Annotated in this window: 16 protein-coding genes; 4 read left to right on the top strand and 12 right to left on the bottom strand. The window is 47.0% G+C overall.

Annotated elements, in window-relative coordinates; all coding sequences use genetic code 11:
- Window positions 1–550: 550 nt before the first annotated feature.
- The 3 genes from DXC51_RS21790 to DXC51_RS21780 are packed head-to-tail and all read right to left on the bottom strand — an operon-like array spanning window position 551 to window position 3,431.
- Window positions 551–2,161 carry a hypothetical protein gene (locus DXC51_RS21790; RefSeq protein ID WP_117545429.1) on the bottom strand — a complete coding sequence of 537 codons (1,611 nt, stop codon included), beginning with the start codon at window positions 2,159–2,161 and terminating at the stop codon, window positions 551–553.
- Complete coding sequence (locus DXC51_RS21785; protein WP_021635523.1) at window positions 2,154–2,867, bottom strand: ABC transporter ATP-binding protein; 714 nt, start codon at window positions 2,865–2,867, stop codon at window positions 2,154–2,156. Before DXC51_RS21785 ends, DXC51_RS21790 begins: the two co-directional genes overlap by 8 nt.
- 45 nt (window positions 2,868–2,912) lie before the next feature.
- Window positions 2,913–3,431, bottom strand: a complete 519-nt coding sequence (locus DXC51_RS21780; RefSeq protein ID WP_117545428.1) for a helix-turn-helix domain-containing protein — start codon at window positions 3,429–3,431, stop codon at window positions 2,913–2,915.
- Window positions 3,432–3,698: 267 nt separating this feature from the next.
- Between DXC51_RS21780 and DXC51_RS21775 the strand changes: the two genes are divergently transcribed.
- From DXC51_RS21775 to DXC51_RS30125, 4 genes are all read left to right on the top strand, one after another.
- Window positions 3,699–4,136: an HIT family protein gene (locus tag DXC51_RS21775; protein WP_243003250.1), complete on the top strand. Its 438-nt coding sequence runs from the start codon at window positions 3,699–3,701 to the stop codon at window positions 4,134–4,136.
- Between the two features lie 39 nt (window positions 4,137–4,175).
- The gene (locus DXC51_RS21770) at window positions 4,176–5,081 is read left to right on the top strand and encodes a hypothetical protein (RefSeq protein ID WP_117545426.1); all 906 of its coding nucleotides are present in this window, start codon (window positions 4,176–4,178) and stop codon (window positions 5,079–5,081) included.
- A gap of 286 nt (window positions 5,082–5,367) precedes the next feature.
- Complete coding sequence (locus DXC51_RS21765) at window positions 5,368–7,200, top strand: ABC transporter ATP-binding protein (RefSeq protein WP_117545425.1); 1,833 nt, start codon at window positions 5,368–5,370, stop codon at window positions 7,198–7,200.
- Window positions 7,187–9,016 (top strand): ABC transporter ATP-binding protein, encoded by a 1,830-nt coding sequence (locus DXC51_RS30125; protein WP_181970167.1) that lies wholly within the window; start codon window positions 7,187–7,189, stop codon window positions 9,014–9,016. Before DXC51_RS21765 ends, DXC51_RS30125 begins: the two co-directional genes overlap by 14 nt.
- A 68-nt stretch (window positions 9,017–9,084) precedes the next feature.
- On the opposite strand, the gene DXC51_RS21755 is transcribed toward DXC51_RS30125, so the two are convergent.
- From DXC51_RS21755 to DXC51_RS21710, 9 genes are all read right to left on the bottom strand, one after another.
- Window positions 9,085–11,532, bottom strand: a complete 2,448-nt coding sequence (locus DXC51_RS21755; protein WP_117545423.1) for an ATP-binding cassette domain-containing protein — start codon at window positions 11,530–11,532, stop codon at window positions 9,085–9,087.
- A 198-nt stretch (window positions 11,533–11,730) separates the two neighbouring features.
- The gene (locus DXC51_RS21750) at window positions 11,731–13,734 is read right to left on the bottom strand and encodes a beta-galactosidase (protein WP_181970166.1); all 2,004 of its coding nucleotides are present in this window, start codon (window positions 13,732–13,734) and stop codon (window positions 11,731–11,733) included.
- Between the two features lie 102 nt (window positions 13,735–13,836).
- Entirely contained in the window at window positions 13,837–15,615 is a 1,779-nt protein-coding gene (locus tag DXC51_RS21745; protein ID WP_181970165.1) for an extracellular solute-binding protein, read from the bottom strand.
- A 103-nt stretch (window positions 15,616–15,718) separates the two neighbouring features.
- Window positions 15,719–16,627, bottom strand: a complete 909-nt coding sequence (locus tag DXC51_RS21740; protein WP_117545420.1) for a carbohydrate ABC transporter permease — start codon at window positions 16,625–16,627, stop codon at window positions 15,719–15,721.
- A 17-nt stretch (window positions 16,628–16,644) separates the two neighbouring features.
- The gene (locus DXC51_RS21735; protein WP_243003249.1) at window positions 16,645–17,598 is read right to left on the bottom strand and encodes an ABC transporter permease; all 954 of its coding nucleotides are present in this window, start codon (window positions 17,596–17,598) and stop codon (window positions 16,645–16,647) included.
- Window positions 17,599–17,879: 281 nt separating this feature from the next.
- Complete coding sequence (locus DXC51_RS21725) at window positions 17,880–18,725, bottom strand: sugar phosphate isomerase/epimerase family protein (RefSeq protein WP_117545418.1); 846 nt, start codon at window positions 18,723–18,725, stop codon at window positions 17,880–17,882.
- Window positions 18,726–18,799: 74 nt separating this feature from the next.
- A complete protein-coding gene (locus DXC51_RS21720; RefSeq protein ID WP_243003248.1) occupies window positions 18,800–20,149 on the bottom strand; it encodes an MATE family efflux transporter in 1,350 nt (449 codons plus the stop codon).
- A gap of 5 nt (window positions 20,150–20,154) precedes the next feature.
- Window positions 20,155–21,354 (bottom strand): Gfo/Idh/MocA family protein, encoded by a 1,200-nt coding sequence (locus DXC51_RS21715; protein ID WP_117545417.1) that lies wholly within the window; start codon window positions 21,352–21,354, stop codon window positions 20,155–20,157.
- 22 nt (window positions 21,355–21,376) lie between these two features.
- A complete protein-coding gene (locus DXC51_RS21710) occupies window positions 21,377–22,540 on the bottom strand; it encodes a Gfo/Idh/MocA family protein (RefSeq protein ID WP_117545416.1) in 1,164 nt (387 codons plus the stop codon).
- Between the last annotated feature and the right edge of the window lie 77 nt (window positions 22,541–22,617).

Below are 22,617 nucleotides of genomic sequence, written 5' to 3'. Positions count from 1 at the left end.
TTACGCCCTTCATACCCGTGCAGAAATCCAAAAATTCTTCCTGCCGTTCAGGCGTCCAGCTCTGAAACAGCGCCTTCAGCCCGCTGCTTTCACCAATTTCTTTCAACACCTCCTTTCTTTCCCTGATAAGCGGAAAATAATTCCTGAGCCTGTTTTCCATAAATATTCCTCCTGTATTAAGTTTTTGCCATTTACGGATTATTGCTTCGAAAAGGAAGCGCCGAAATGAAAGAACGGCCGGACGGCCGGATACTGCAGCAGCATAGATACTGCTGTATGACGGAATAATAATAACATACCAATTTAATATTATCAACACAAAACTAAACGTTTTTCAAAAGCTTTTTCGAAGTAGCAAAAAACTGAGAAAAAACAGCCCCTGTGTCAGAAATTTTTTCTTTCCCCCACAAAGCTTCAGTTTTCCCCCCACCACCAGGATTCCTGATTTCCTATGCCCTTTCCTGCAAAAACTGCTGCCCCACATACCATCCGGAACTCTTTGAGAGCTTTCCGTCTGATATCCGGGGCAGCAGTGTCCTCCTAAGGTTGTTTATCCAATTTTCCGCAGATCACATCTTCTGTTCTTTCCATAAAGAATAACGGTTATCAGTAAAACAAGCACCGTCACCCCTCCCAGGAAAAGGTCGGCCGGAACCCCTGCCAGCGCAAAGCGCAGTCCGATGGGAACCAGGGCCAGCAGCATTCCTCCCAGAACGGATACAAAAGTGGAAGCGCTCTGCTTTACTACCGTAGTTTCATTGTCCCAGTTGAATACCGGCATTTTCAGGTTAATGGTAATTCCCAGAACCGAAGAAAAACACGCATAGGCCAGCGGAACCAGGAATACCCAGACAGGCTTCAGGCCCCCGGTCTGGCCGGAAACCGTCAGAATCGTTCCTGCCAGCAGAATGGAAGGCACGGCAAAAGTCAGATTCACCAGCATTTTACCATCCAAAATCAAACCGGGGGGAATGGGCAGCGACCTGGGAATCCACCACTGCTTTCCTTCTATGGAAATAGAGCTTGAGGTAGTGCCCCCCATCATCACCATCAGTGACAAAAGAAAGGGGAGCATGCTTCCCAGGCTGACAGGCAGTGTGCCTCCCATCCCTTCCAGCTGCAGATAGCTTTCCAGCTTATCCAGCCCTGCCGCCGCAAGCCCAATCGCTGCCGCTACCATAAGTATATATCCAACCATCGTATTCATTACGTATATATTAGAGGCAAAATAACGCTTTATCTCTTTTTTGTACAAAGCGCCCAGCACGGAACGCTGCTTCAGGCTCTGCAGCCTGTAATTCTTTTTTGCCTCATGCGTACGCAGCGCACTGCTTATCTGTACATACTTCCACTGCACCAATGCGATGAACAGGAGGAAAATCCCCATGGATATGGCCGCAAATCCGGCCAGCGCCGCCGGATTTGCGCCGGTAATCCCCGCTGTATACAGACCGGTCAGCGGATACATGCCGTTTACCTGCTCTACTGCACCGCGTATCATCCCCGCCATATCCTGAAGCTCCATATTTTCCGCCCGTGAGGAAAAAAGCATGGTTACCGCCAGGATTCCCAGGGTAAAAGTCATGGACAGTAAAATAATCACCAAATTTTTACGCCGCACGCGGGAACCAATGGCCATGATTAAAGTTCCAATCAGAGACGCCACTGTCAGGGGAACCAATGGGACAAAAAAGAGGCTGATAAACATCCGCACATAAACAACAGGGGAAGGTGCCGCCGTCAGGCCATATACCGCGCCTGCCGGCGCTATAGTAAGCGCCGACAAAAGCAGGGAGCTTAAATACATATGAAGCAAGCGGCTCATAATTATCGCCGACGGCTTCAACGGAAGGGCCGTCAGCATCTCATAATCCCCGGCGGCAAACAGCACCGGTCCCGCTTTGAACAGGGTAAAGATGAAAATAGCCATGCTCGACACCGCAACCACAAAGCCGGGAACGCTGTCCTGTGCCCCGGAAACACACAGAACCCACGCTGCCCCCGCGACATAGAAGGCAAGCAGCCCCCCGCAGAATATGAAAATGCACAGCATGAAAACCAGCTTTCGTTTTTTCCCCGAATCCCTGCAATGCATGACTTCATTGATTCCGAAGTCCTTCAGCAGCTGAATCCTTAACAGACGGATACTCGTGCTAATCATGTCTGACCACCTCCATAAATACTTCCTCCAGTGATTTACCCTGTGTCAGCCCGGCAGTTTCGCCGGCAGCCACCAGCACCCCTTCCTTGATGATGGCGATTTTATTACACAGCTTTTCCGCCACATCCAGCACATGCGTGGAAAAGAAAATAGCGCTTCCCTCCTCACAAAGGGCATGCATATTCTGCTTGAGCACTACGGAAGCGGAAGGGTCCAGCCCCACAAAGGGTTCATCCAGCACCAGAAGCCGGGGCTTATGAATCAGTGCGGAGATGATGGCCAGCTTCTGCTTCATGCCGTGGGAATAAGAAGAAATCAGATCGCCCAGGCTTTCCGTGATTCCGAACTGCTCCGCATATTCCCCGATCCGCTCCGTCCTTACCGCAGAAGGAATCTGAAAAATATCCGCAATAAAATCCAGATACTGAATACCGGTCAGATGTTCATACAGGTCCGGATTATCCGGTATATAAGCCAGAAGGGATTTGCATACAAGCGGCTCCTCCTTTACAGAATGCCCGTCAATGCGGATTTCCCCTTCCTCAAAATCCAGGATTCCCACTACAGCCTTAATGGTCGTAGTTTTCCCCGCGCCATTGTGGCCTATGAAACCGTAAATATCCCCGGGCAGGATTTCCAGGTTCAGGTTGGATACGGCTTTTTTCCCGCCTTTATAGGTTTTTGAAAAATTGATGATCTCTAACATAATATTCTCCTATTCTTCCTGACAATTCAGTTAACCGGATCGCCGCTACTCTTCCTCGCTTGGAGAAGAGATCAGCGTAAACCGCCTGATTTTCCGGCCTTCCTCCGGTTTATTGTAAATATAATCGTTGAACACCGCCCCTATTTTAGCGGTCATCTCCATAAACTCCTCATCGGTAAGAAGCAGGGTGGAGGTGGACAGGCTCAGCAAATCCTTCCTCGGGTCGTTCTCCTCCTGTGCAAAATAGCGGGAAAAGGAAGCGGCCAGAGAAAAGAGCGCCGCCTGAATCATCTGCGCCGCACCTTCCCGGCTGTACTCCCCTGCCGGATTTTTTACCAGCGCATAGGTTTTTTCCACCGTTCCCCGTATCTTACGCTCCCGTACGACCTCAATCCCACCTGCTTCATACAGTATTTTGATATGCCGGTACAGGCTGGCCGGCGGAATATCATTCAGCTCTTCCCTGATGGAGGATACCGTGCCTTCCTCATGAAGAATCAGATACTGAACGATGCGCTGCCTTACGGGATTCATAATTATTTTCGTAAAATCCTGCTGGTTCATTGGCTCATATCCTTTCTGCTGCAGTATCAATTATTATCATAAATGGTATTATTATCATATATGATATTGTTTTGTTATCCTGATAGTATCACTTTCGCATCACTGTGTCAAGCAATTAATACAATGATACAATTAACAAAACAGAACCCTTCCTATGGAAAAAGTACGGCCTTCCATTCCCCGGTACGCCATGGTAAAATAACAATAAAACAACTCTGAACAACACAATAATTTTCAGCACCGAGGGCTGTCTGCATGAATGACTGTATGATATGTGAAAGAATTGACTGGATTAAAGCAGGGAAAAACCCATATTTTGTAAGAGAACTTAACACAGGCTATGTGGTTATCGGCGACTATCAGCGGATAAAAGGATATACGCTCTTTCTGTGCAAAGAACACGCAACGGAGCTGCATTTCCTGGAACAAGCCTTCCGAATGGAATTTCTCCGGGAAATGTCCCTTGTGGCAGAGGCGGTTTATAATGCATTCCAGCCGGATAAATTGAATTATGAGCTTCTCGGAGCCGGAACCGGACGTCACATGCATTGGCATATTTTTCCCAGAAGATCCGGAGACACCCCCACAGGAGGACCTGTCTGGAGCCTGGGCGCACAATTGTCAGAAGAAAAATATCTTCCCGCAAAAGAAGAACTGGAAGCATTGAAATCACAGCTTAACAAAGAGCTTGATAAACTTTTATAGAAACTGCCCGCAGCCGCTACGGCAGACGGAGGTCGCCTGATGAAGAAAAAAATATGGGAAGCTGCAGTTTCCCTCCTGCTCATCCTCTCCCTCGCCCTGAACACCGCCCTTCTCTTTCTATGTATGGATTTGAAAAAACAGAACGAACTGCTACGCACTGATGTCTCCTCCATCCCCCGGCAGATTGACAACAGCGTCCAGCTCGCTGTCAGCCAGATTCAGGCGCTCCAGGAGGAGGAACAGAAAATCACCTCCTATTCTTCCATTGAATTCGGTGAGCTTGAGAACGGGAAGGCTGCTGTCCATGTCAGGGCTGCCCTCCGGGAAACCACAGCAGACACCACTGTACGCATCAGCTGGTCAGACGGAAACGACGGCGGGACAGTCCCGGCCAGTTTGTCGCAGCAGGGCTTTTTTGCCGCGGATTTATCCATTCCCGTTACCAGCCACAGCGCCGCCATCAGCCTGATTTGTACCCGCGACGGTGTGGACACCACAGAAATCCTGGACGAAGGCCTTTCCGTTTATTCCCACTATCTGATCGATTGGCAGGCCTATGGCTCTCTTAACTGGTCCCGCACAAGCGGAAGCCAGACGGCAACGCTAAGCGCCAATGTGCAGGTCAGCTGTGATGCCCCGGGAAATAACCACGGTGTGAAGGCCATGCTGTCTCTTTATCAAAATGACGTGCTGCTCACCTCAGATACCCTGTTTGAGAATGCACAAGGCGTGTCCGGTGACGCCGCTTATCTCACCACCGATGCCACACTGAAAGATGGTGACAGCTTCAGCCTGCAGCTTGTTATCACCGACAGCCTGGGTTATACCTATACCCGGACGCTGGACCGGCTGATTGTGGAAAACGGAGGCACACAGCTGACCTCCGACCCTTCCCTGGACAGAAATGCCGGAATGCAGGTGAGCGCGCCCAGGTCAGGAACCTGAACTCAGGCCAAAATCCACCGCTGAAGGCGACTTGGGATAGATTCCGGCAGTAACTGCGAAGAACTGCCAGTTACAAATAATCTATGGAAAACAGACATTGCAAAGCACCGCTGACGGCAAGGCCGATCGGCGGCGCTTTTTTTACATAAATTCCATTTCCCACGGCCGGCTGCGGTTTATCCCCGCCTGGATTTCTGCCGTTTGTGCCGGCACGCATACCATTCGTGCTGATGCTGACATTTGGCTTGTACCTGCGGTATACTTTGACAAGAGGAGGAGATACATCGTGAAAAAGAAGAAAGAACCCCTGAAATACCATATTTTTCAAAACATCACATTTTTGCTGAAATGTATCCGCAGGGAGCATCCGCTGCTGCTTATCTTCATCATAATGCAGGTAATTCTGTCGGTGATTTCACCGGTATTTGGCATCTATATCCCGAAAATCACGCTGGACCTGGTGATGGGCAGCGCGGATACGGCACAGATTTTTCTGGTGCTGGGAGGTTTCGGCATTGTCATGGTCCTGTCGATGGCGTTGTCAGGAATGGCAAATGAAGGAAAGTACATCATGTACAATGATATGCGCCGCTATTACCAGATGGAGCTTTTCCTGCAGTCCTTAAGCTGCGATTACAAAAACGTGGAAAGCGAAGAAGGACAGACGAAGTATCAGCGGGCCATGTCAACACTGCGTAACGGCGACTGGTCGGGCACCTCCATTATGATCGTTTCCTCCATTGACATTGTGGTGAGCCTGTTGTGTTTTTTCATTTACTCCGGAATTATGTCTTCCCTCAGCCCCTATATGGTACTGCTTCTTATCGTGCTGTCGCTCATCAGCCTGTTTGGCACCAGGCAGGCGCAAAGCTATGAGTATAAACAGAACGATTTAACGGCGGCATATGAAAAAAAGCTGTCCTATGTTATCCGTACGGGAAGCAATGCAGCGTTCGGAAAGGACATGCGGCTCTATCATGCAGGAGGCTGGTTTCAGGAGCTGCGCAGCAGCCTGATAGAGGAAAGTGCAAAGTTGGCGGGCAAAATCCAGGACAGATATTTCGCTTCCGGCGTTGTGAACGCTTTCGTCCTTTTCCTGCGGGACGGCATCGCCTACTCCTATTTGATATACGCCGTTTCCGCAGGACAGATTACGATACCGGAGTTTACCCTGTATTTTGGCGCTGTCACGGCTTTTTCCGGCTTTGTCAACGGCATCGTAAACAATCTCAACGAGCTGAACGGCGCTAATCTGCAAATGAATTCCATGCGCGCCTTTCTGGATAATACCAATGATCCGGAACCGGAAACGCCCCTGGCACTTTCGGATTTGAAAGAATATTCCATTGAATTTTGCGATGTCTGTTTTTCCTACGGAACGGATACCGGCTTCGTGCTGGATCACTTTAACCTTAAAATCAATGCCGGAGAAAAGATCGCCCTGGTAGGTGTCAACGGCGCCGGAAAAACCACGGTGGTAAAGCTGCTCTGCGGTTTTTACAAACCTGATTCCGGCATAATTTTAATCGGCGGCCAGGATATAAACAATTTCCGGAAAAAAGATCTGCTGAAGCTGTATGCCGCCGTTTTTCAGGACATCTATATCCCACCCTTCACCGCCGCCGAGAATGTTTCCATGCAGGAGCTGAAAACAACAGACCGGAACCGTGTGGAGGAATGTCTTGTCAAAACAGGGCTTTGGGAGCAGTTTTGCGGGCAGCCAACAGGCATTGACACCCCCATGACAAAGGAGATAACGGGCGGCATCGTTTTATCAGGCGGCCAGCAGCAAAAGCTGCTCATGGCAAGGGCGCTTTACAAAGACGCGCCCATCCTGATTCTTGACGAACCCACCGCAGCCCTTGACCCTATCGCGGAAAGCCGGACCTACGAACAATTCCACGAAATTGCATCGGATAAAACTGCTGTCTATATCTCCCACCGGCTGGCCTCCACCCGTTTCTGCGACAAAATCGCATTTTTAAGCAATGGGAAAATCACAGAGGAAGGCACACACGACGAACTCATGCAAAAGGGAGGCGCTTACAGCCAGATGTTTGCACTGCAGAGCCAGTACTATCAAAACAAGGAGGTGGCGGCGGCTTATGCTGAAGCATAATAAATTAAAGCCTGTGGGCATTGCGATCAGACTTATGTGGAACATGGATAAATGGCTGCTCATTCACAGCATAATCACGTCCGTAATTGAAGCGGCAACCCCTTTTGCCGGGATTCTCCTGTCCGCCTATATCCTGGACGGGCTGCAGGCCGGGGAAGAATTTACTGAAATCATATCCGTTTCCCTGGCCGCTGTGGCCGTTATTTTCCTGCTGACGGTGCTGAAAGCTTATTTTTCCAAAATACTAAATGTACATATCGGTATGTGCGGCAAAAGATACGATACCCTGATGAGCATGAAAACCATTTCCATGGATTATCCGCTGCTGGACAGTCCTGCCGTAAACGATATCCGCGTCAGGATCCGGCATGACAACGACTGGGGCGCCGGCTTTTATTCCCTTGTATGGCAGCTGCCATATCTGCTGAACAGCCTGATATCCACCTTCGTTTCCGTAGTACTTATGCTGCCGTTATTTATGGAAGGACATTTTTTCTCAGATACCCCGGCAATACTGCTGCTGCTTTCGCTGGGCGCCATCATCGCCTTCAACCTCTGGTTTACCTCTGTTAAAAACAAAGAGCTGTACCGCCTGCTGGACGATCCTTCTCTGGATAAAAGCTATCTTGGCTATTTTTTATGGAATGATCAGGATTATCATTATGGAAAGGATATCCGCATCTATGATGCAAAACCCCTGATTAAAAGTAAACTTGACGGGGACCTTGTGATAAAGAACCGATGGATAAAACAGCTGGTAAGCAACAACATGAAATCCGGCTTTTTCAGCAATCTGTCCGCCGGAACGCTTCAAATCATCTCGTATATTTTCGTAGCGCTCCGCGCCGCGGCGGGAGCGCTGACTGCGGGAGCCGTTGTAAAATACGCAGGCATTATCTACCGTTTTTCTCAGTCGGTCACCAACGTCTTCAACACGCTGGAGGAATACGCTGTCTCCTCCAACCGGCAGCTTTCCACGCTGGAATATCTGAATATCAAAGATGTGCTGAAAAAAGGCACGCTTCCCGTGGAAAAACGCGCCTTCTGTGATGGCAGCGACAATGAATATGAAATTGAATTCCGGGATGTATCCTTCCAATATCCCGGCTCCGATACCTGCGCCCTGCGCCATATCAACCTGAAATTCCGCGTTGGCGAGCGGCTGGCGGTGGTTGGCATGAACGGCTCCGGAAAAACCACCTTTATCAAGCTGCTCTGCCACCTTTACGATCCCACGGAAGGAGAAATCCTGCTCAACGGCATTGACATTAGGAAATATGATTATGAGGAATACATGAAAATCTTTTCCGTGGTCTTTCAGGATTTCAAGCTGTTTTCCTTTTCCCTGGGACAAAATGTGGCTGCGGATATGGATTATGATACGAAACGGGTGGAAGCCTGCCTTGATGCGGCCGGGTTTGATAACCGCCGTACCTCCATGCCTGACGGGCTGAAGACATGCCTGTATAAGGATTTTGAGGAAAACGGCGTGGAAATCTCCGGCGGCGAAGCGCAGAAAATTGCGCTGGCCAGGGCGCTTTATAAGGATGCGCCGTTCATTGTGCTGGATGAACCCACCGCCGCCCTTGACCCAATCGCAGAGTCAGAAATTTATTCAAAATTCAATGATATCGTGGGAAACAGGACCGCCATCTACATCAGCCACCGCCTGTCCTCCTGCCGGTTCTGCGATGAAATCGCCGTTTTTGACAACGGTCAGATCGTACAGCTGGGGAGCCACGAGGAACTGGCGGCAGATACCGGGGGAAAATACCATGAGCTGTGGAATGCCCAGGCGCAGTATTACAGCAGTTAGAACTATGACTCTGCTTCCATAAAAAAGTGAAGCAAAACACCGTTGCCCGGAGGCAGCGGTGTTAATTTTTACAGATATTCTGCTGTTGCGGTATGACCGGCCCGCTTCAGCTCCTCCGGCGTTCCTTCAAACAGGATACATCCCCCCTTCTCCCCGCCCTCCGGACCCAGGTCAATCACCCAGTCGCAGCTGCGGATGAGCTGCTGGTTATGTTCCACCACAACTACCGTATTTCCCGCATCTGCCAGCCGGTTCAGAAGCACCAGAAAATGATCGATATCCTGGGGATGCAGCCCCGTAGTGGGCTCATCCATAAGATACAGGCTTCTCCTTCCCTGAGGCGTTCCCACAAGCTCTCTGGCCAGCTTCAGCCGCTGTCCCTCGCCACCTGATAATTTGGTAAGCGACTGCCCCAGCTGCAGATATCCAAGGCCTACAGCCTGAAGGAGGCTGAGCGTTTTCCTGATTCTGGCCTGTTCAGAAAAAAACTCCGCAGCTTCATCCACCGACAAATCCAGAACCTCCTTCACCGAAAGGCCCTTATATTTTACCGCAAGGATCTCTTCTTTGAACCGGTTCCCTCCGCAGACCGGACAGACCACCTGCGTATTGGCAAAAAACAGCATATTGTTGTCAACATACCCCAGTCCCTCACAATTCCCGCATCTGCCCCCGGCCGTATTAAAGGAAAAATGCTTTGCAGAAAAACCGGCGTTTACTGCGGCCTGCGTACCGGCAAAAACCGCCCGTATCTCTGTGTAAACCTCAGTATAGGTGGCCACATTCGATCGCTTCATCCTGGAAATTGACGCCTGCCCGATCTCAACCACCCGGTTAAACTGTTCCTTGCCCAGCACCCGGTTTTTCTGTGTATCCGCCCTTCCTTTGGCAAGTACCTCAAAGACCAGCGTGGATTTACCGGAACCGGAAGGCCCGGTTACGCCGACCAGGCAGCCTGTGGGGATATCCACACAAAGCTGCTTTAAATTAAACTTATCCGCATTTTCTATTCTGACCGCCCCGGCCGGTTTTCTGCACCGTGTATACCAGACGGGCTGACGGCGCAGATATCTTCCCGTCACACTTTCTTTTTGTTGCTTTATCTCCTCCAGCGTCCCTTCCGCCACAATTTCCCCGCCGAATTTTCCGGAACCGGGGCCGATATCCACAAGGTAATCGGCAGAGGCGATTACATCCACATCATGCTCTATCACAAGCACCGTGTTATCCAAATCCCGGAGCCTTTTAAGGATTGCCACAAGGCCGGCCGTGTCCTTGGGATGCAGGCCGGCCGTAGGTTCATCCATGATATAAATCAGCCCTGTGATCTCCGAATCCAGTGCAGCCGCAAGCCGCAGCCTCTGCAGTTCCCCGCCCGACAGAGTAACCGTCTGCCTGTCCAGGGAAAGATATCCCAGCCCCACCTTAAGGAAACGGCTGATCTTGGTTTCCATATCGGTCAGATAATCCCTCACAAATTCCATCTGTTTTTCATCCAGGGACGCATGCAGCTCCCGCACCCAGGCATACAGCCTGTCCAGGGAAAAAAGTGACAGCTGCGGCAGACGGAGCCCCTGCACAGTTACACTCCTGCTCAGCTCACAAAGCCGCTCCCCTCTGCAGTCGGGACACTCCTTCACCTCAAAGTAATCCTCCAGCTGTTTTACGTCCCCGTCCTTATCCGCCAGCCGCCGCCATAATATGGGATATACGCCCTCAAACCTGCCTGCCGCCGTATTCTTAGGCGGCGTAATATGGGGGAAGGCCTGTTTTACTTCATCACTTTCCACTCCATAATAAAGAATTGCCTTTCTTTTATCATCAAACTGTTCCACCAAAGTCCCCGGCTCCACAGGAACCCCATAATGGGAAAATGCCTGGTGAAGCACAGAAAGCTGGTATTTCCCGTACTGCTTTTCCCAGTATTTTACCGCGCCGTCCTCCAAAGACAGCTTCTCATCCACTGTCCGTTCTTTTTTTATGGCATGAATCCTGCCCAGCCCTTCACAGGTTGGGCAGGCGCCTTCCCTGGTATTGAAGGAAAAATATGTGCGTGTTATCTTATCCATACGCCTGCCGCATTTACAGCAATACATGTACACATAAAAGTCATTTCCTTTTTTCTCCGTCTCCTCCCTGCAGCCGGCTGCCGAAATCAGCTCGCCGCAGTAAGGACATCTCCTGCTGCCCAGCTTTTCATAAACCATACGCAAATCCGTATAAATATCCGACATGGTGCCTACCGTGGAACGAGGATTCCTGTTCGCATCCGTCTGGGTAATCACTATTGCCGGGGATGCGCCCCGCACGCGTTCCACCTTCGGCTTATGAATGCCCTGAAAAGCCATGGCTTCCAGATACTGCCTCTGGCATTCATTGTAGAGAACATCGATGAGAAGCGTGGATTTACCGGAACCGGAAAGGCCCGTAAATACCACAAGCTTATTTCTGGGGATGTCCAGCGAAATATTTTTCAGATTGCCTTCGGCGGCGCCGATAATACTGATATCTGACATTTGTTCCTCCTTGGTTGTTGAAGATTTCCAGATTCCTGCTGCCTTTTATTGTTAAATGAAAAGCATTATGTCAAAAATGAACAGTCGGCAATCTTTTCACTTCATTACAATAACGTAATTGTGAGGGTACTGTATAGTTACGTTATTTCATAATAAGATTATGAAGACACAAATGTCAATGCGTAATATCGCAGTTCCTTATCCTATCATCGGTATCGCTTTTGGCATTTTGTCAAAAGGCCTGCATTCTCCGTTCTTTACCTGATAAATCACCTGTGCAGTTTCATGTATCCCCTGCGTTATTTCTTGATAGGGCTGCATACAGATATCTACAATACCAATTTGATAATTTTCTCCATCAAAACGTCCAAGAATAAATTCATCTGTAAATTCAAACCAATGCGCACCAACCCCAAAAGGATGCGCAGCGCAGCTCTCCACAAATTCACGCCATAAAAGCCTTCTGTCTTCCTGTGAAGCAACCCCCTTGATACCTGTGCAAGTCAACCCTCTGTCCAATGCTCCTGCATGATATTCTCCAATCAGCAGCGGACGGTCAACTCCCGCATTTGTTACAAAATTCATATCCGTCAAAGGCTCCAGCAAGTAGCAGTTAAAGGAAAAAACATCCATAAACTGCCAACCGGACAGCATATCAGGATTGTTCATCTTTGACCATCGCAAACCGAGAATTAAATGATTGGGATCCTCTTTCCGGCAGGCATCGCAGGGAATCCTGCAGTATTCGCTTACCAGATATACGGAATATTCCCTAAGATCCTCCCTGGAACCAGGATATTTCTTAATGCAGTCGTCGAAAGGTTCATCCAGACAATCAAAGCCTGCAAAATCAGCCTGCCATGCCTGATTCAGAGAAGCCACTGTTTTATACCGTTCTATCAGAAATTTTTTCAGTCCCTGTCTGCAATAAGTATTAGCCGGGTTGTGAAGCACTTCATTTGCGATGGAGATACCTGCCACAAAATTAAACTGTGGTTCATTTCTAAGAAAATATCCGATCATCCATGAATCCTCTTTCCATTCCCTGAGCACCTTTGCACATTCAGCGCTGCTATCGGCATACTCCGGAGACAATACATCCGGGAAATCACGAAAAATATTTATTTTTGTAGAAGGGAACTCAGGCAGCTGCCGGGTATAAGGTATCTTGCTGCTTCCATTATTCACATTCATTGCCGGACCGTTTCCCTGTGTATTGACTCCGTTAGACATCAAAATATGATGGGCAAGCTCTTCTCCCTTCTCCTTCCATGTTTCACCATATACACGGTACAAATTTGCAGACAGAAAATCAAACTGCTCCATTTTAGTTCCAAACCAGGGATGTTCCCTGCTACAGTAAAAACGATATGTTTCCTCCTTTTCATTCGGGAGCCACTCCAACAATGATTTAACGCCTGTAATATCTCCCATATTCTGTGGTCTTGTACAGCATATCCCAATCGAAAAAAAATCATAGCCATCCGGATCTGTCAAATGCCACCTTCCATCTTTCGTTTTGCATGTAGAGAAAAATCCGCTGCCTTCCTTTAATTTCCGTTTGCTGTCCCCGCCCCATTTATTCCAGCTGGAATTCCCCCAGACGGCAGGACCTTCATTTTTATGCATGGTATCCGCCAGCTGTTCCTGACTGTGTATTTTTCCCGGCCATTCTTTTTCTTTATACTGGCCGAATTTATCTACCATTTTTTTGTCCGGAAGCGGAAAATCCTTCGGTTCTTCATCCGTTAACTCAAAATCTTCAAATATTACATGTACATCATGAAATACCGGCTTTACCCCCAGTTCTATCCTTTCTACTTCCGAAATATCTGTCCTGGTACCGTACATGACTTTTTTCAGCGATCCAGGAGTTTTCCCCAAGCCTCCACGGTTCAGATTAAGCCAGGCCAAATCAAAATATACCTTGGTTTTTAGATTGGGCAGCAATGTAAACCGTATGTGAGCCCGTTCCTCTTTTTCTCCATAGCAGAAAAAGCGAAGTGTCATCGGAAGAGAATGCGTCTCCAGTATGGTAATATATCCGACAATATACCTTTTCCCTGCTGTTGGCACACCCTCTAAGCTGACCCCTCCTCCATTTTTTCCCAATTGTACATCTATTAACTGCTTTGAAGACTGAAAAACTTTTGCATCGTACAAAACAGATTTTGAAAAATCAATACTTCTATCACACCTCATATTCTTGCTTCCTTTCTCATTTTTAAATAAAGAAAGCCGGTGCATCCCCCTCAATGCACCGGCTTCCATAAAATAAACAACCAACAGGCTCAGTCCATATAATTAATCAGCACTCAGTGCATCCTTAATCTCCATTGCCTTATTAAGCTCATCCATTCTCCACTGTACAATAGCTTCTCCATCCAACTCGATGCAGTCCTGAATCATCTGAGCCCATATCTTGTCAAAAGCATCTTCAGAATCAGAATATACCATTTTCCAGCTTGCCTCTACGACACATTCCTTAATAGCATCGATAGTCAGCTGCATCGTATCTTCCGGCTGAGGGCAGAAGTTTACTACATTGTCCAAAGGACTTTCCGCATAAAAAGCATTGTTGTCAACCACCTGATCATAAAATCTGTCATAACCGAAGGTCTCTCTCCACTGTACATAATCTTCATTATCATTATTGACAGCCTTTACTTCATACCACTCCGATATCCCTTTATACTCTCTTGCGCCGTCAGGTCCAAAATATGAGGCAGCATATTTGTCTGAGGTAATGCGATCCTTATCCAGCCAGAGAACTATTTTTTCACCATTAATTTCTACATCTGTCCCATTAATTGCACAGTCAAGGCCATATTCGGTAGGCATTACCAGACCTTCTTCATCATATTCCCACTGAATCCCCTCCGGTCCGCAGTAAATCTCAAAATAGGTATCCGGATCCGCCAGCATATCCACTGCTCGAAGCGCTGCCTCTAAATTTTTACACTTTGCACTTACAACAAGATAGTTATCAATGCCATAAGACTGCAACCATTTCTCAGGATAAAGCTGCTGGCCTTTTATGTATACAGGCAGATATCCGGCCCATCCTGCTGCAGTCCCGCTGGGGATCATGCATGCAAGACTCTTTTCAACCTTCGCCTTCTGAGTTTCTCTGTCGTTATTGATACTGTCAGGATCCATTACCCCTTCACGGTAGCATTCATTATACCATTTCAGCCCTTTATAATACAAACTGTCTTTTCCGGTTTCCAGAATACTGCTGTAAACGCCATTTACCATATCACTCTCAATCAGATAAGGAAGATTGTCGCTTTCATAACCGAACCACTTATTCCAAAGCTGAATATTACCCCAATAGGTGGCATCGCTTCCTGCATTCAGTATGGTCCCCCATGTCTTGGTCCCATCATCAGCCTCCGGCTTTATTTCCATCATCTTCTTCATAACGGGAATCAAATCATCAACTGAATTGATTTCCGGACATCCGGCAGCATAGTATACATCCCAGTTTACTTTGACTGCATCTCTTCCCGTATCTGCCCAAAGTCCATTGTCTTTAGGCAGTTCAAATACACCAACCTGCGTGGGAATTCCATACAACACTCCTTCTCCTGCACTCCGATATTCTCTTGAATAGTTAATTGCAGTCATCAGAGGCGAATCACCCAATACATGAGGAAGCTTTTCCTCTGTAAGATAATCATCCAGATTAAGAACCAGCCCTGCTTCAATCAAAGTATTCAATTTTTCACCGTTTACAAACATGATATCCGGCAGATCCCCACTGGCCAGTATTGCATTTGTCTTTTCTTCAGACCATGCCCATACCTCCGCCTGCAGTCCGCGCTTTGCCAGAATATCTGCCTTATAACCGGTAACCACACCGCTTGCTGTGGAACCGTCAGAAGGGTAAATCGTTACCAGATCCAGTTTCCCGGAAGCTGTCTTTTCCGTCACTCCTTCCGCAGACGCTTCTTCTGACACCGCCTCTGCTGGTGCACTGCCTTCTGCCGTTGTTTCGCTGCTTCCGCACCCAATTGCGGCAACCGCCATCCCGGCTGCAAGAGAAAGCGCTAATAATTTTTTCAATACCTTGTTTTTCATTCCCTGTCCTCCTACTTGTTTTGTGGAGCAAAATGTAATCCCCCCTGTGAGCAGACTATTTTCCTCCCGGTACTTTTTTATACTCTCTGACATTGTGTAATAATCAGCCCTTTACTGCACCAATCATAACTCCCTTAACATAATATTTCTGAATAAAGGGATAGACCAGCATAATCGGTATGATAACAATTGCTGTCAATGTCAGCCGTATACTTGTTGGTTGAATCGTAGAGGCCGTCCCCAGGGCCTCGGCTTCACTGTTTATCTGCTGCGATGCATTCCTGATCTGATTCTGGAATTCAAACAAAAGGAACTGCAGCGTATACAGTTTGGGCTTGGTTACATATAGCTGCGTGGTAAAAAAGTCATTCCAATGGCCTACCGCGCTGAATAATCCGACAGTAGCCAGAATCGGTTTCTGAAGCGGCAGAACAATTCTGATAAAACGGGTCATGTAGCCGGCTCCATCCAGCACCGCCGATTCTTCCAGTTCTGCGGGCATGGACTCCATGGATGTTTTTACCAAAATCATGTTATAGACGCCGACCATACCGGGAAGGATATATATCCAAAATGTATTGAGCAGCCCCAACATTTTATTATTCAGATAAATAGGTATCATTCCCGCAGAAAAATACATAGTAGCCACTACAGCCCGATACCAGAACTTTCTTCCCCACATTTCCTGTTTTGTAAAAAAATAGGCAAGATATGAAGTTGTCAGCATACTCAACCCTGTTCCCAAAACCGTACGGGCTATTGTAACAAAAGTTGCATTCCCCAAATTCTGGACTTTCATTACTTCCTGATAATTTTTCAGCGTCAGCCCCTCCGGATACAGGATAATCCGGCCTAATTCCACCAGCTTCGGATTACTGATTGTACAAATAAACAGATAATAAAACGGGAATATACAAATCAGCACGAATACTGCAAAAATAATTCCGCATACCACATTGTAAGGGATATCTGCCTTTGCTATTTTCTTTTTTAACTGTGTTTCTTTTGCCATTACTCTGTCTCCTCGCCCTAAAATACACTTGTCCCTCTGATCTTTTTAGATGCAAAATTAGCCATGCCAAACAGTGTCAGCGCAACTACAGATTTCATAATTCCCACTGCCACGGAGAAGGAAATCTGCCCTCCTTTGATACCAAGGTTATATACATACAAATCCAGGACCTCAATGTTTTCTTTATTCAGTGCATTACTGAATGCCAGATACTGATCGACTCCTGTATTCAGGAAATTTCCAATTCCCATAATCAGCAGTACAAAATAGGTCGGAATCAGCATGGGAACAGATATGTAACGAATACGCTGCATTCGGCTGGCCCCATCCACCATCGCCGCCTCGTACATTTCCTGGTCAATTCCTGCAATCGCGGCAAAGTATACAATTGCGCTCCATCCCAGACTTTTCCACTGCTGAAGCAGCACCATTTTAATCCAGATATGATCTCCGGAAATCATAAAATTGTTAGGCTCCGTAATCAGCCCTGTATCCATCAGAACGGTGTTTACCAGCCCTCCGGAAGACAAAAAACTGTTTACCAGGGAATAAATAACGACCCAACCGACGAAGTTCGGCAGCGTGGTGGCTGATTGAACAAATTTCTGAAACTTCTTACTGCGCATCTCACTGAGAAATACAGCAAACAACAACGGAAGCGGAGTAAACAGATACCCCAGCAAATGAATGCCAAATGTATTTGTCAGTACACGCACCAGATTACGGCGCATAACCACATTTCCAAATAGCGCGGTAAAATTATCCCAGCCTACAAAAACACAATCCCACACACTCTTTCCGGCCTTATATTGGAAAAAAGCAAAAGACCAGCCCCAAAGAGGCAGATAGTTAAAAATAAAGACAATCACAATCATTGGCAGTGCATACAAAAATAGCTTTATGCCGTTCCGTTTTTTTCTGACAGTATTGCTCAGCGTATCGGCATTCGTTTTAGTAAAATTCTTACCCAATTACGTCTCCTCCCCTTAACATTTTTCTTACTAAAATATTAATTTATCTCCTGCTTTTCCGATAGAAATTTTTCAAGAACATACAAGTAAAATTTTCACCCAATACATCTGTGCCTGTTGTCTTGCGTTTCTGCCCATAAAAAAACCGATTCCAAACGGAACCGGTTTTTCTTTTATAAATATCTGTACTGACCCAAATCCAATGATTGTTCAGCGCTCCTCCTCCATCACATTTCCAGGTGCCTCTCCAGCCTCCATTATGTCCATAATACGCAAATCTGTCAGTTTTTTTTAGGCCAGACATCAATCAGATAGTCATAGATACGGCGGCACACTTCTCTGTTTTTCCCGCCAAGCGGACCTTCTGAAGGATTATGGGCCTCAATTACCACGGGGATTTCACGGTTCAGGGCGGCTGCTCCTGCCAGGATTCTTTCCCATGGAGCTTTCATATAATCCAGTTCAGGCAGCGTGCTGACACAGTTGGCCTTTACATGAAGCATATTCGCATAGTGCAGGGCTTCTGCAAAATAATCCGTACAATCCCCGTTTTCAAAATCTATAAGAGGAGAGTCATTCCATACATCCCAGCAAAGTCCCCATCCAGGTTCATGAATTGCCTTTAAAAAAGCAATGACTTCTTTTGCGGTCTGTCCGCAGTTTTCGAATCCCAGTACCAGCCCTGCTTCTTTTGCCCTTTTGCGGAAAGGTTCAAACATCTCCACTACCTGCATCAGCATGTCTGGGCGCGTTGCAAGTTCTCCTGACCGGGGGCCGCCATATCCCGACTGCCAGCAGTTAAAGCTTCTCACCCAGTTACATTCCAAAACCTCTGATGCGCGGATGACTCCTTCAAGTTTCTCCATTTCCTCCGAAAGACGTTCCTTGCCCGGCAAATTCACTTTGCACAACGAAGAATCAATTACCCCTGTTTTCAATCCGTAAAAATCCAGCGTCCTTTTTAATTCGCGCAACTCTTCTTTTGTTTGCTTCTCTATGGGCCTGCCGTTTATTAAACCTCTGAAATCCACATATTTCATTCCCCATTCTGCAACTAACGGCAATACTTTATAAACATCTTCCCCAAATTCATCCGTCATAATTGTAATATACATACCCTTATTCATCCCTTTTATCCTCCTGCTGTTTTATGGAGCAAAATATGCCCCTGCTGGTGAGCATAAGATTTTCTCCCCCATTTTCAGGTGATATCCAATCGTTCATGCTCAGACTTTACTTTCAATTTCCACTTCCCCCGGACATACCGTCCGATAAAACATGCTGCACGGAATACCCAGTCTGCCAGCATGGCAAGCCAGATACCGATTGCTCCCAGCCCTAAAATAACTCCCAGAATATAACCAAGGCCAACACGGAATGCCCACATGGAAAACGAGATAGTTACCATTACAAACCGTACATCCTTACATGCGCGCAGTGCCGCCGGCAGAACAAAAGCTGCCGGCCACAGTATAATGGCAATTCCATTATGTATCATTACAAGAGAATAGCTCAGCTTCGCCGTTTCCGCGCTTACACTATATAGTGCAAGCAGCCAGTTTAATGACAATAAAATAACTGCATTAAGAATTCCTGAAGCCAGATATGTAATTCTCAGTAATTTTTTTACATAATGGTTTACCTGCTTTAAATCCCCCGCTCCTGCACAGCGTCCCGCCACAGTAAGCATTGCCAATATCATGGGAGAACCGATCAGACAGCCCAGGCTATCCAGATTATTTGCAATGCCATTTGCAGCAATCTGGACTGTTCCAAAGGTTGATACAAAGCTGACCGTCATCAATTTTCCCAGCTGAAAAAATCCATTTTCCAAACCGCTTGGGATTCCTATCCGCAGAATATCCTTAATCACCTCCAGATTAAAATGAAATTTTTCTTTTGACAAATAAATTACATTTTCTTTATTCTTCAATGACAGATATAAAAGGAAACCTCCTGTTCCCCTTGCGAGCAGTGTGGGAAGCGCAACACCTGCCACTCCCATATGCAATCCAAGAATACAAACAGCATTTCCTGTTACATTAATTAAATTGACCAGCAAGGAAACCCGAAAAGTCACCCCGGTATTTCCCATTGCCCGAAATAAAGCGGCGCAGGCATTATACAATCCCATGCAGGGAAAACTGAATGCGGTTATTATAAGATAAAGTATTGCATTTTCCATCACGTCCGCTTCAATATTTCCAAAAAAAAGAGACAGGGCAGGGCGGCGCAGAAAAAACATAAATATCATTAGGAACAAAGAAACCCCGCATGCCATGACAATCAGTTGTTTTGCAGAGCTGCGTGCTTCCTCCGCTTTTCCTGCCCCAAGCATGTGAGAAGTTACGATGACACCTCCGGTTGACAGTGCCGCCAGCACCTGGTTCATCAGATCATTCAGCATATTTACCAGGGATACTCCTGACATTGCCGCTTCGCCCGCCCTGGCTATCATCATTGTATCTGCCATTCCTACCGTAATGGCCAGAATATGTTCAAATATCAGCGGAATGATCAGCCTTTTCAAATCCGCATTACTAAACAGCACCCCTGTCACCACCTAACATTCCAACGGTCAGAATACACCCCCAGTTTCTGTTTTTCATGCTTCATCTCTTTCGTTTTCTTCCCTTTCCCGTTTATTTCCCACGCCTGACGAAGTTTCATCTGTTTTAAAAATTCTTCTTCATCTAAAGGCAGCATTATCTCCTTTCCAAGCCAGTCAGACAGATATGCTGCATTGGACAGGGTCAAAGCATTAATTCCTTCAATCCCCGGCGCCAAAAGCTGCTCGCCATACAGTATAGCCCTGGTAAAATTCCGGAGGATGCCCAAATGCCCTGGCCCTTCTGACTCCGGAACAATTTCCTGATATTTTATCGGTTCATAACAAGTGTTTTCTTCCAGTACATAACAAAGCTCCCTTTCGTCCTTTTCCATGGAATACCATTTCAATATACCGTTTTCTATCACCGCTTTCCCTTTTGTACCGCTTAGTTCAAGCCGGTTCGTACCAGGATACTCCCCTGTGGATGTAATAAATACCGCAGACGCTCCGTTCTCATACTTTGCATAAATCACAGCTTCGTCTTCCACATCAATATCATGATATCTGCCATATTGACAAGAAGCCTGAACACTTACAGGCATTCCCATAATCCACTGCCAGATATCCAGATTATGCGGACATTGGTTCAGCAAAACTCCGCCGCCTTCTCCACTCCAGGTTGCCCGCCAGGTACCGGAGTCATAATAGCTCTGTGTTCGATACCAGTTGGTAATTATCCAAACCATTCGTTTCATCTCGCCAAGCTGACCGGTCTCTACCATATTCTTCAGATGCGCAAAAAGCGGATTGGTCCGCTGATTAAACATAATCCCAAAAACCCGGTCCGACTTATTCGCAGTTTCATTTAATTTGCCGACACTTTTTATATCTACCCCCGCAGGCTTTTCTGATAATACATGAAGGCCTGCTTCCAATGCTTCTATCGCAATTACCGGATGCAGCTTATGAGGTGTTGCGATAAGCACTGCATCCAGTCCGCCGCTGCTGAGCATCTCTTTATAATTCAGATAGGTTTTCACTCCAGGTAATTCTGCTGCTGCCCAGGAAAGCTTCTTTTCATCCACATCACAAATCGCACACAACCGAAGTCCTTCCGCTTTGCCGTCATAAACTGTCTTTGCATGGGCACTGCCCATATTGCCAATGCCAACAATCCCCAGACGTACTTCCTTTTCTATTTCCATATCCAGCCCTTTCTCTCATCGTTTACTGGAAAAATGTTATTTCCTTTACCTCTGTTTTCCGTTTGGATACGGCACGGTGCTTCGAAAGTTCCTGCAAAAATATATCTTCATCCACAGGAATGCTTACCTCCTGCTTCAGCCAGGAAGATAGATGGATTGCATTTGCCAGATTCACCTCATTAATCCCTTCCTGTCCATCAGCAACCAGGGGAGTGCCCCTTAAAATATTTCCTGCAAAAGCATCGATAACCTCCACACGCGCGTTTTTCCCCGGCTCTGTTTCTATCCTTTCATACTCTCCGGAATCCCGATAAAATCCATCCTGTGTTGTAAACATAGTTACCCGTTCATCTTCTTTCAGACGATAACATTCCAGCTTCCCTTTTTCGCATACCAGCTTCCCTTTTGTCAAAAGAATTTCAAATCGATCTGTTCCCGGCAAATCTCCCGTACTGGTGACAAATACACCTGTGGCACCATTGGGGAACTCCATATATACGGTCACATCATCCTCCACCTCAATATTATGCCACTTTCCTTCATGACAAAAAGAGCGAAGCCTGACCGGCATTCCGCAGATCCACTGCAGCAAATCCAGATTATGAGGGCATTGGTTAACCAGTACCCCGCCGCCTTCTCCGTCCCAGGTTCCCCTCCAGTCACCGGAATCATAATAAATCTGCGAACGGTACCAGTCTGTCAGTATCCAGTTTACTCGTTTTATTTCTCCCAATTCCCCACTGCAGACAAGTTCTCTCATTTTTTTGTAAACCGCACCGGTACGCATATTGAACATAAGGGCAAATACGCAGCCTGATTTCTTTGCGGCTTCATTCATCTGCCGGACCTGTTTTGCATACACGCCTGCAGGCTTCTCACATAATACATGTAATCCGTGTTCCAAAGCCCGTATACTTACGGCAGGGTGATCATAATGAGGAATCTCCACCATAACCGCATCGCACAGGCCCGATTCAATAAGGCTCACATCATCATCAAATACTACAATGTCCGTACAGTTTTTCCTGAAATATTCTTTCGCCCACTCCCTCCTGCTTTTTCTCAGGTCCGCGACCGCTGTCAGTACCACGTCATCCGAGACTTCTCCTTCAATAAAACTTTTTACATGGCCGCTTCCCATATTACCGATTCCAATAATCCCCATTCTTACTCTTTTCTGTTCCATAGCTACCCTCCGCTTCAATATTCTTGACATGATCAGAATAGCAAAGCCGGTTTACAAAAAACAGAAATTTTTTCAGG

It is taken from the genome of Eisenbergiella massiliensis (assembly GCF_003435485.1).
Note: the sequence above shows the minus strand (reverse complement) of the source record. Positions and strands in the feature narration are given on the sequence as shown.

Coding starts and splice junctions, on each gene's coding strand:
- DXC51_RS21740 (WP_117545420.1), bottom strand. CDS start 16,627: ATGGCAAAAGAAACACAGTTAAAAAAGAAAATAGCAAAGGCAGATATC.
- DXC51_RS21775 (WP_243003250.1), top strand. CDS start 3,699: ATGATATGTGAAAGAATTGACTGGATTAAAGCAGGGAAAAACCCATAT.
- DXC51_RS21790 (WP_117545429.1), bottom strand. CDS start 2,161: ATGATTAGCACGAGTATCCGTCTGTTAAGGATTCAGCTGCTGAAGGAC.
- DXC51_RS21715 (WP_117545417.1), bottom strand. CDS start 21,354: ATGGAAATAGAAAAGGAAGTACGTCTGGGGATTGTTGGCATTGGCAAT.
- DXC51_RS21750 (WP_181970166.1), bottom strand. CDS start 13,734: ATGAGGTGTGATAGAAGTATTGATTTTTCAAAATCTGTTTTGTACGAT.
- DXC51_RS21785 (WP_021635523.1), bottom strand. CDS start 2,867: ATGTTAGAGATCATCAATTTTTCAAAAACCTATAAAGGCGGGAAAAAA.
- DXC51_RS21725 (WP_117545418.1), bottom strand. CDS start 18,725: ATGAATAAGGGTATGTATATTACAATTATGACGGATGAATTTGGGGAA.
- DXC51_RS30125 (WP_181970167.1), top strand. CDS start 7,187: ATGCTGAAGCATAATAAATTAAAGCCTGTGGGCATTGCGATCAGACTT.
- DXC51_RS21780 (WP_117545428.1), bottom strand. CDS start 3,431: ATGAACCAGCAGGATTTTACGAAAATAATTATGAATCCCGTAAGGCAG.
- DXC51_RS21745 (WP_181970165.1), bottom strand. CDS start 15,615: ATGAAAAACAAGGTATTGAAAAAATTATTAGCGCTTTCTCTTGCAGCC.
- DXC51_RS21710 (WP_117545416.1), bottom strand. CDS start 22,540: ATGGAACAGAAAAGAGTAAGAATGGGGATTATTGGAATCGGTAATATG.
- DXC51_RS21755 (WP_117545423.1), bottom strand. CDS start 11,532: ATGTCAGATATCAGTATTATCGGCGCCGCCGAAGGCAATCTGAAAAAT.
- DXC51_RS21770 (WP_117545426.1), top strand. CDS start 4,176: ATGAAGAAAAAAATATGGGAAGCTGCAGTTTCCCTCCTGCTCATCCTC.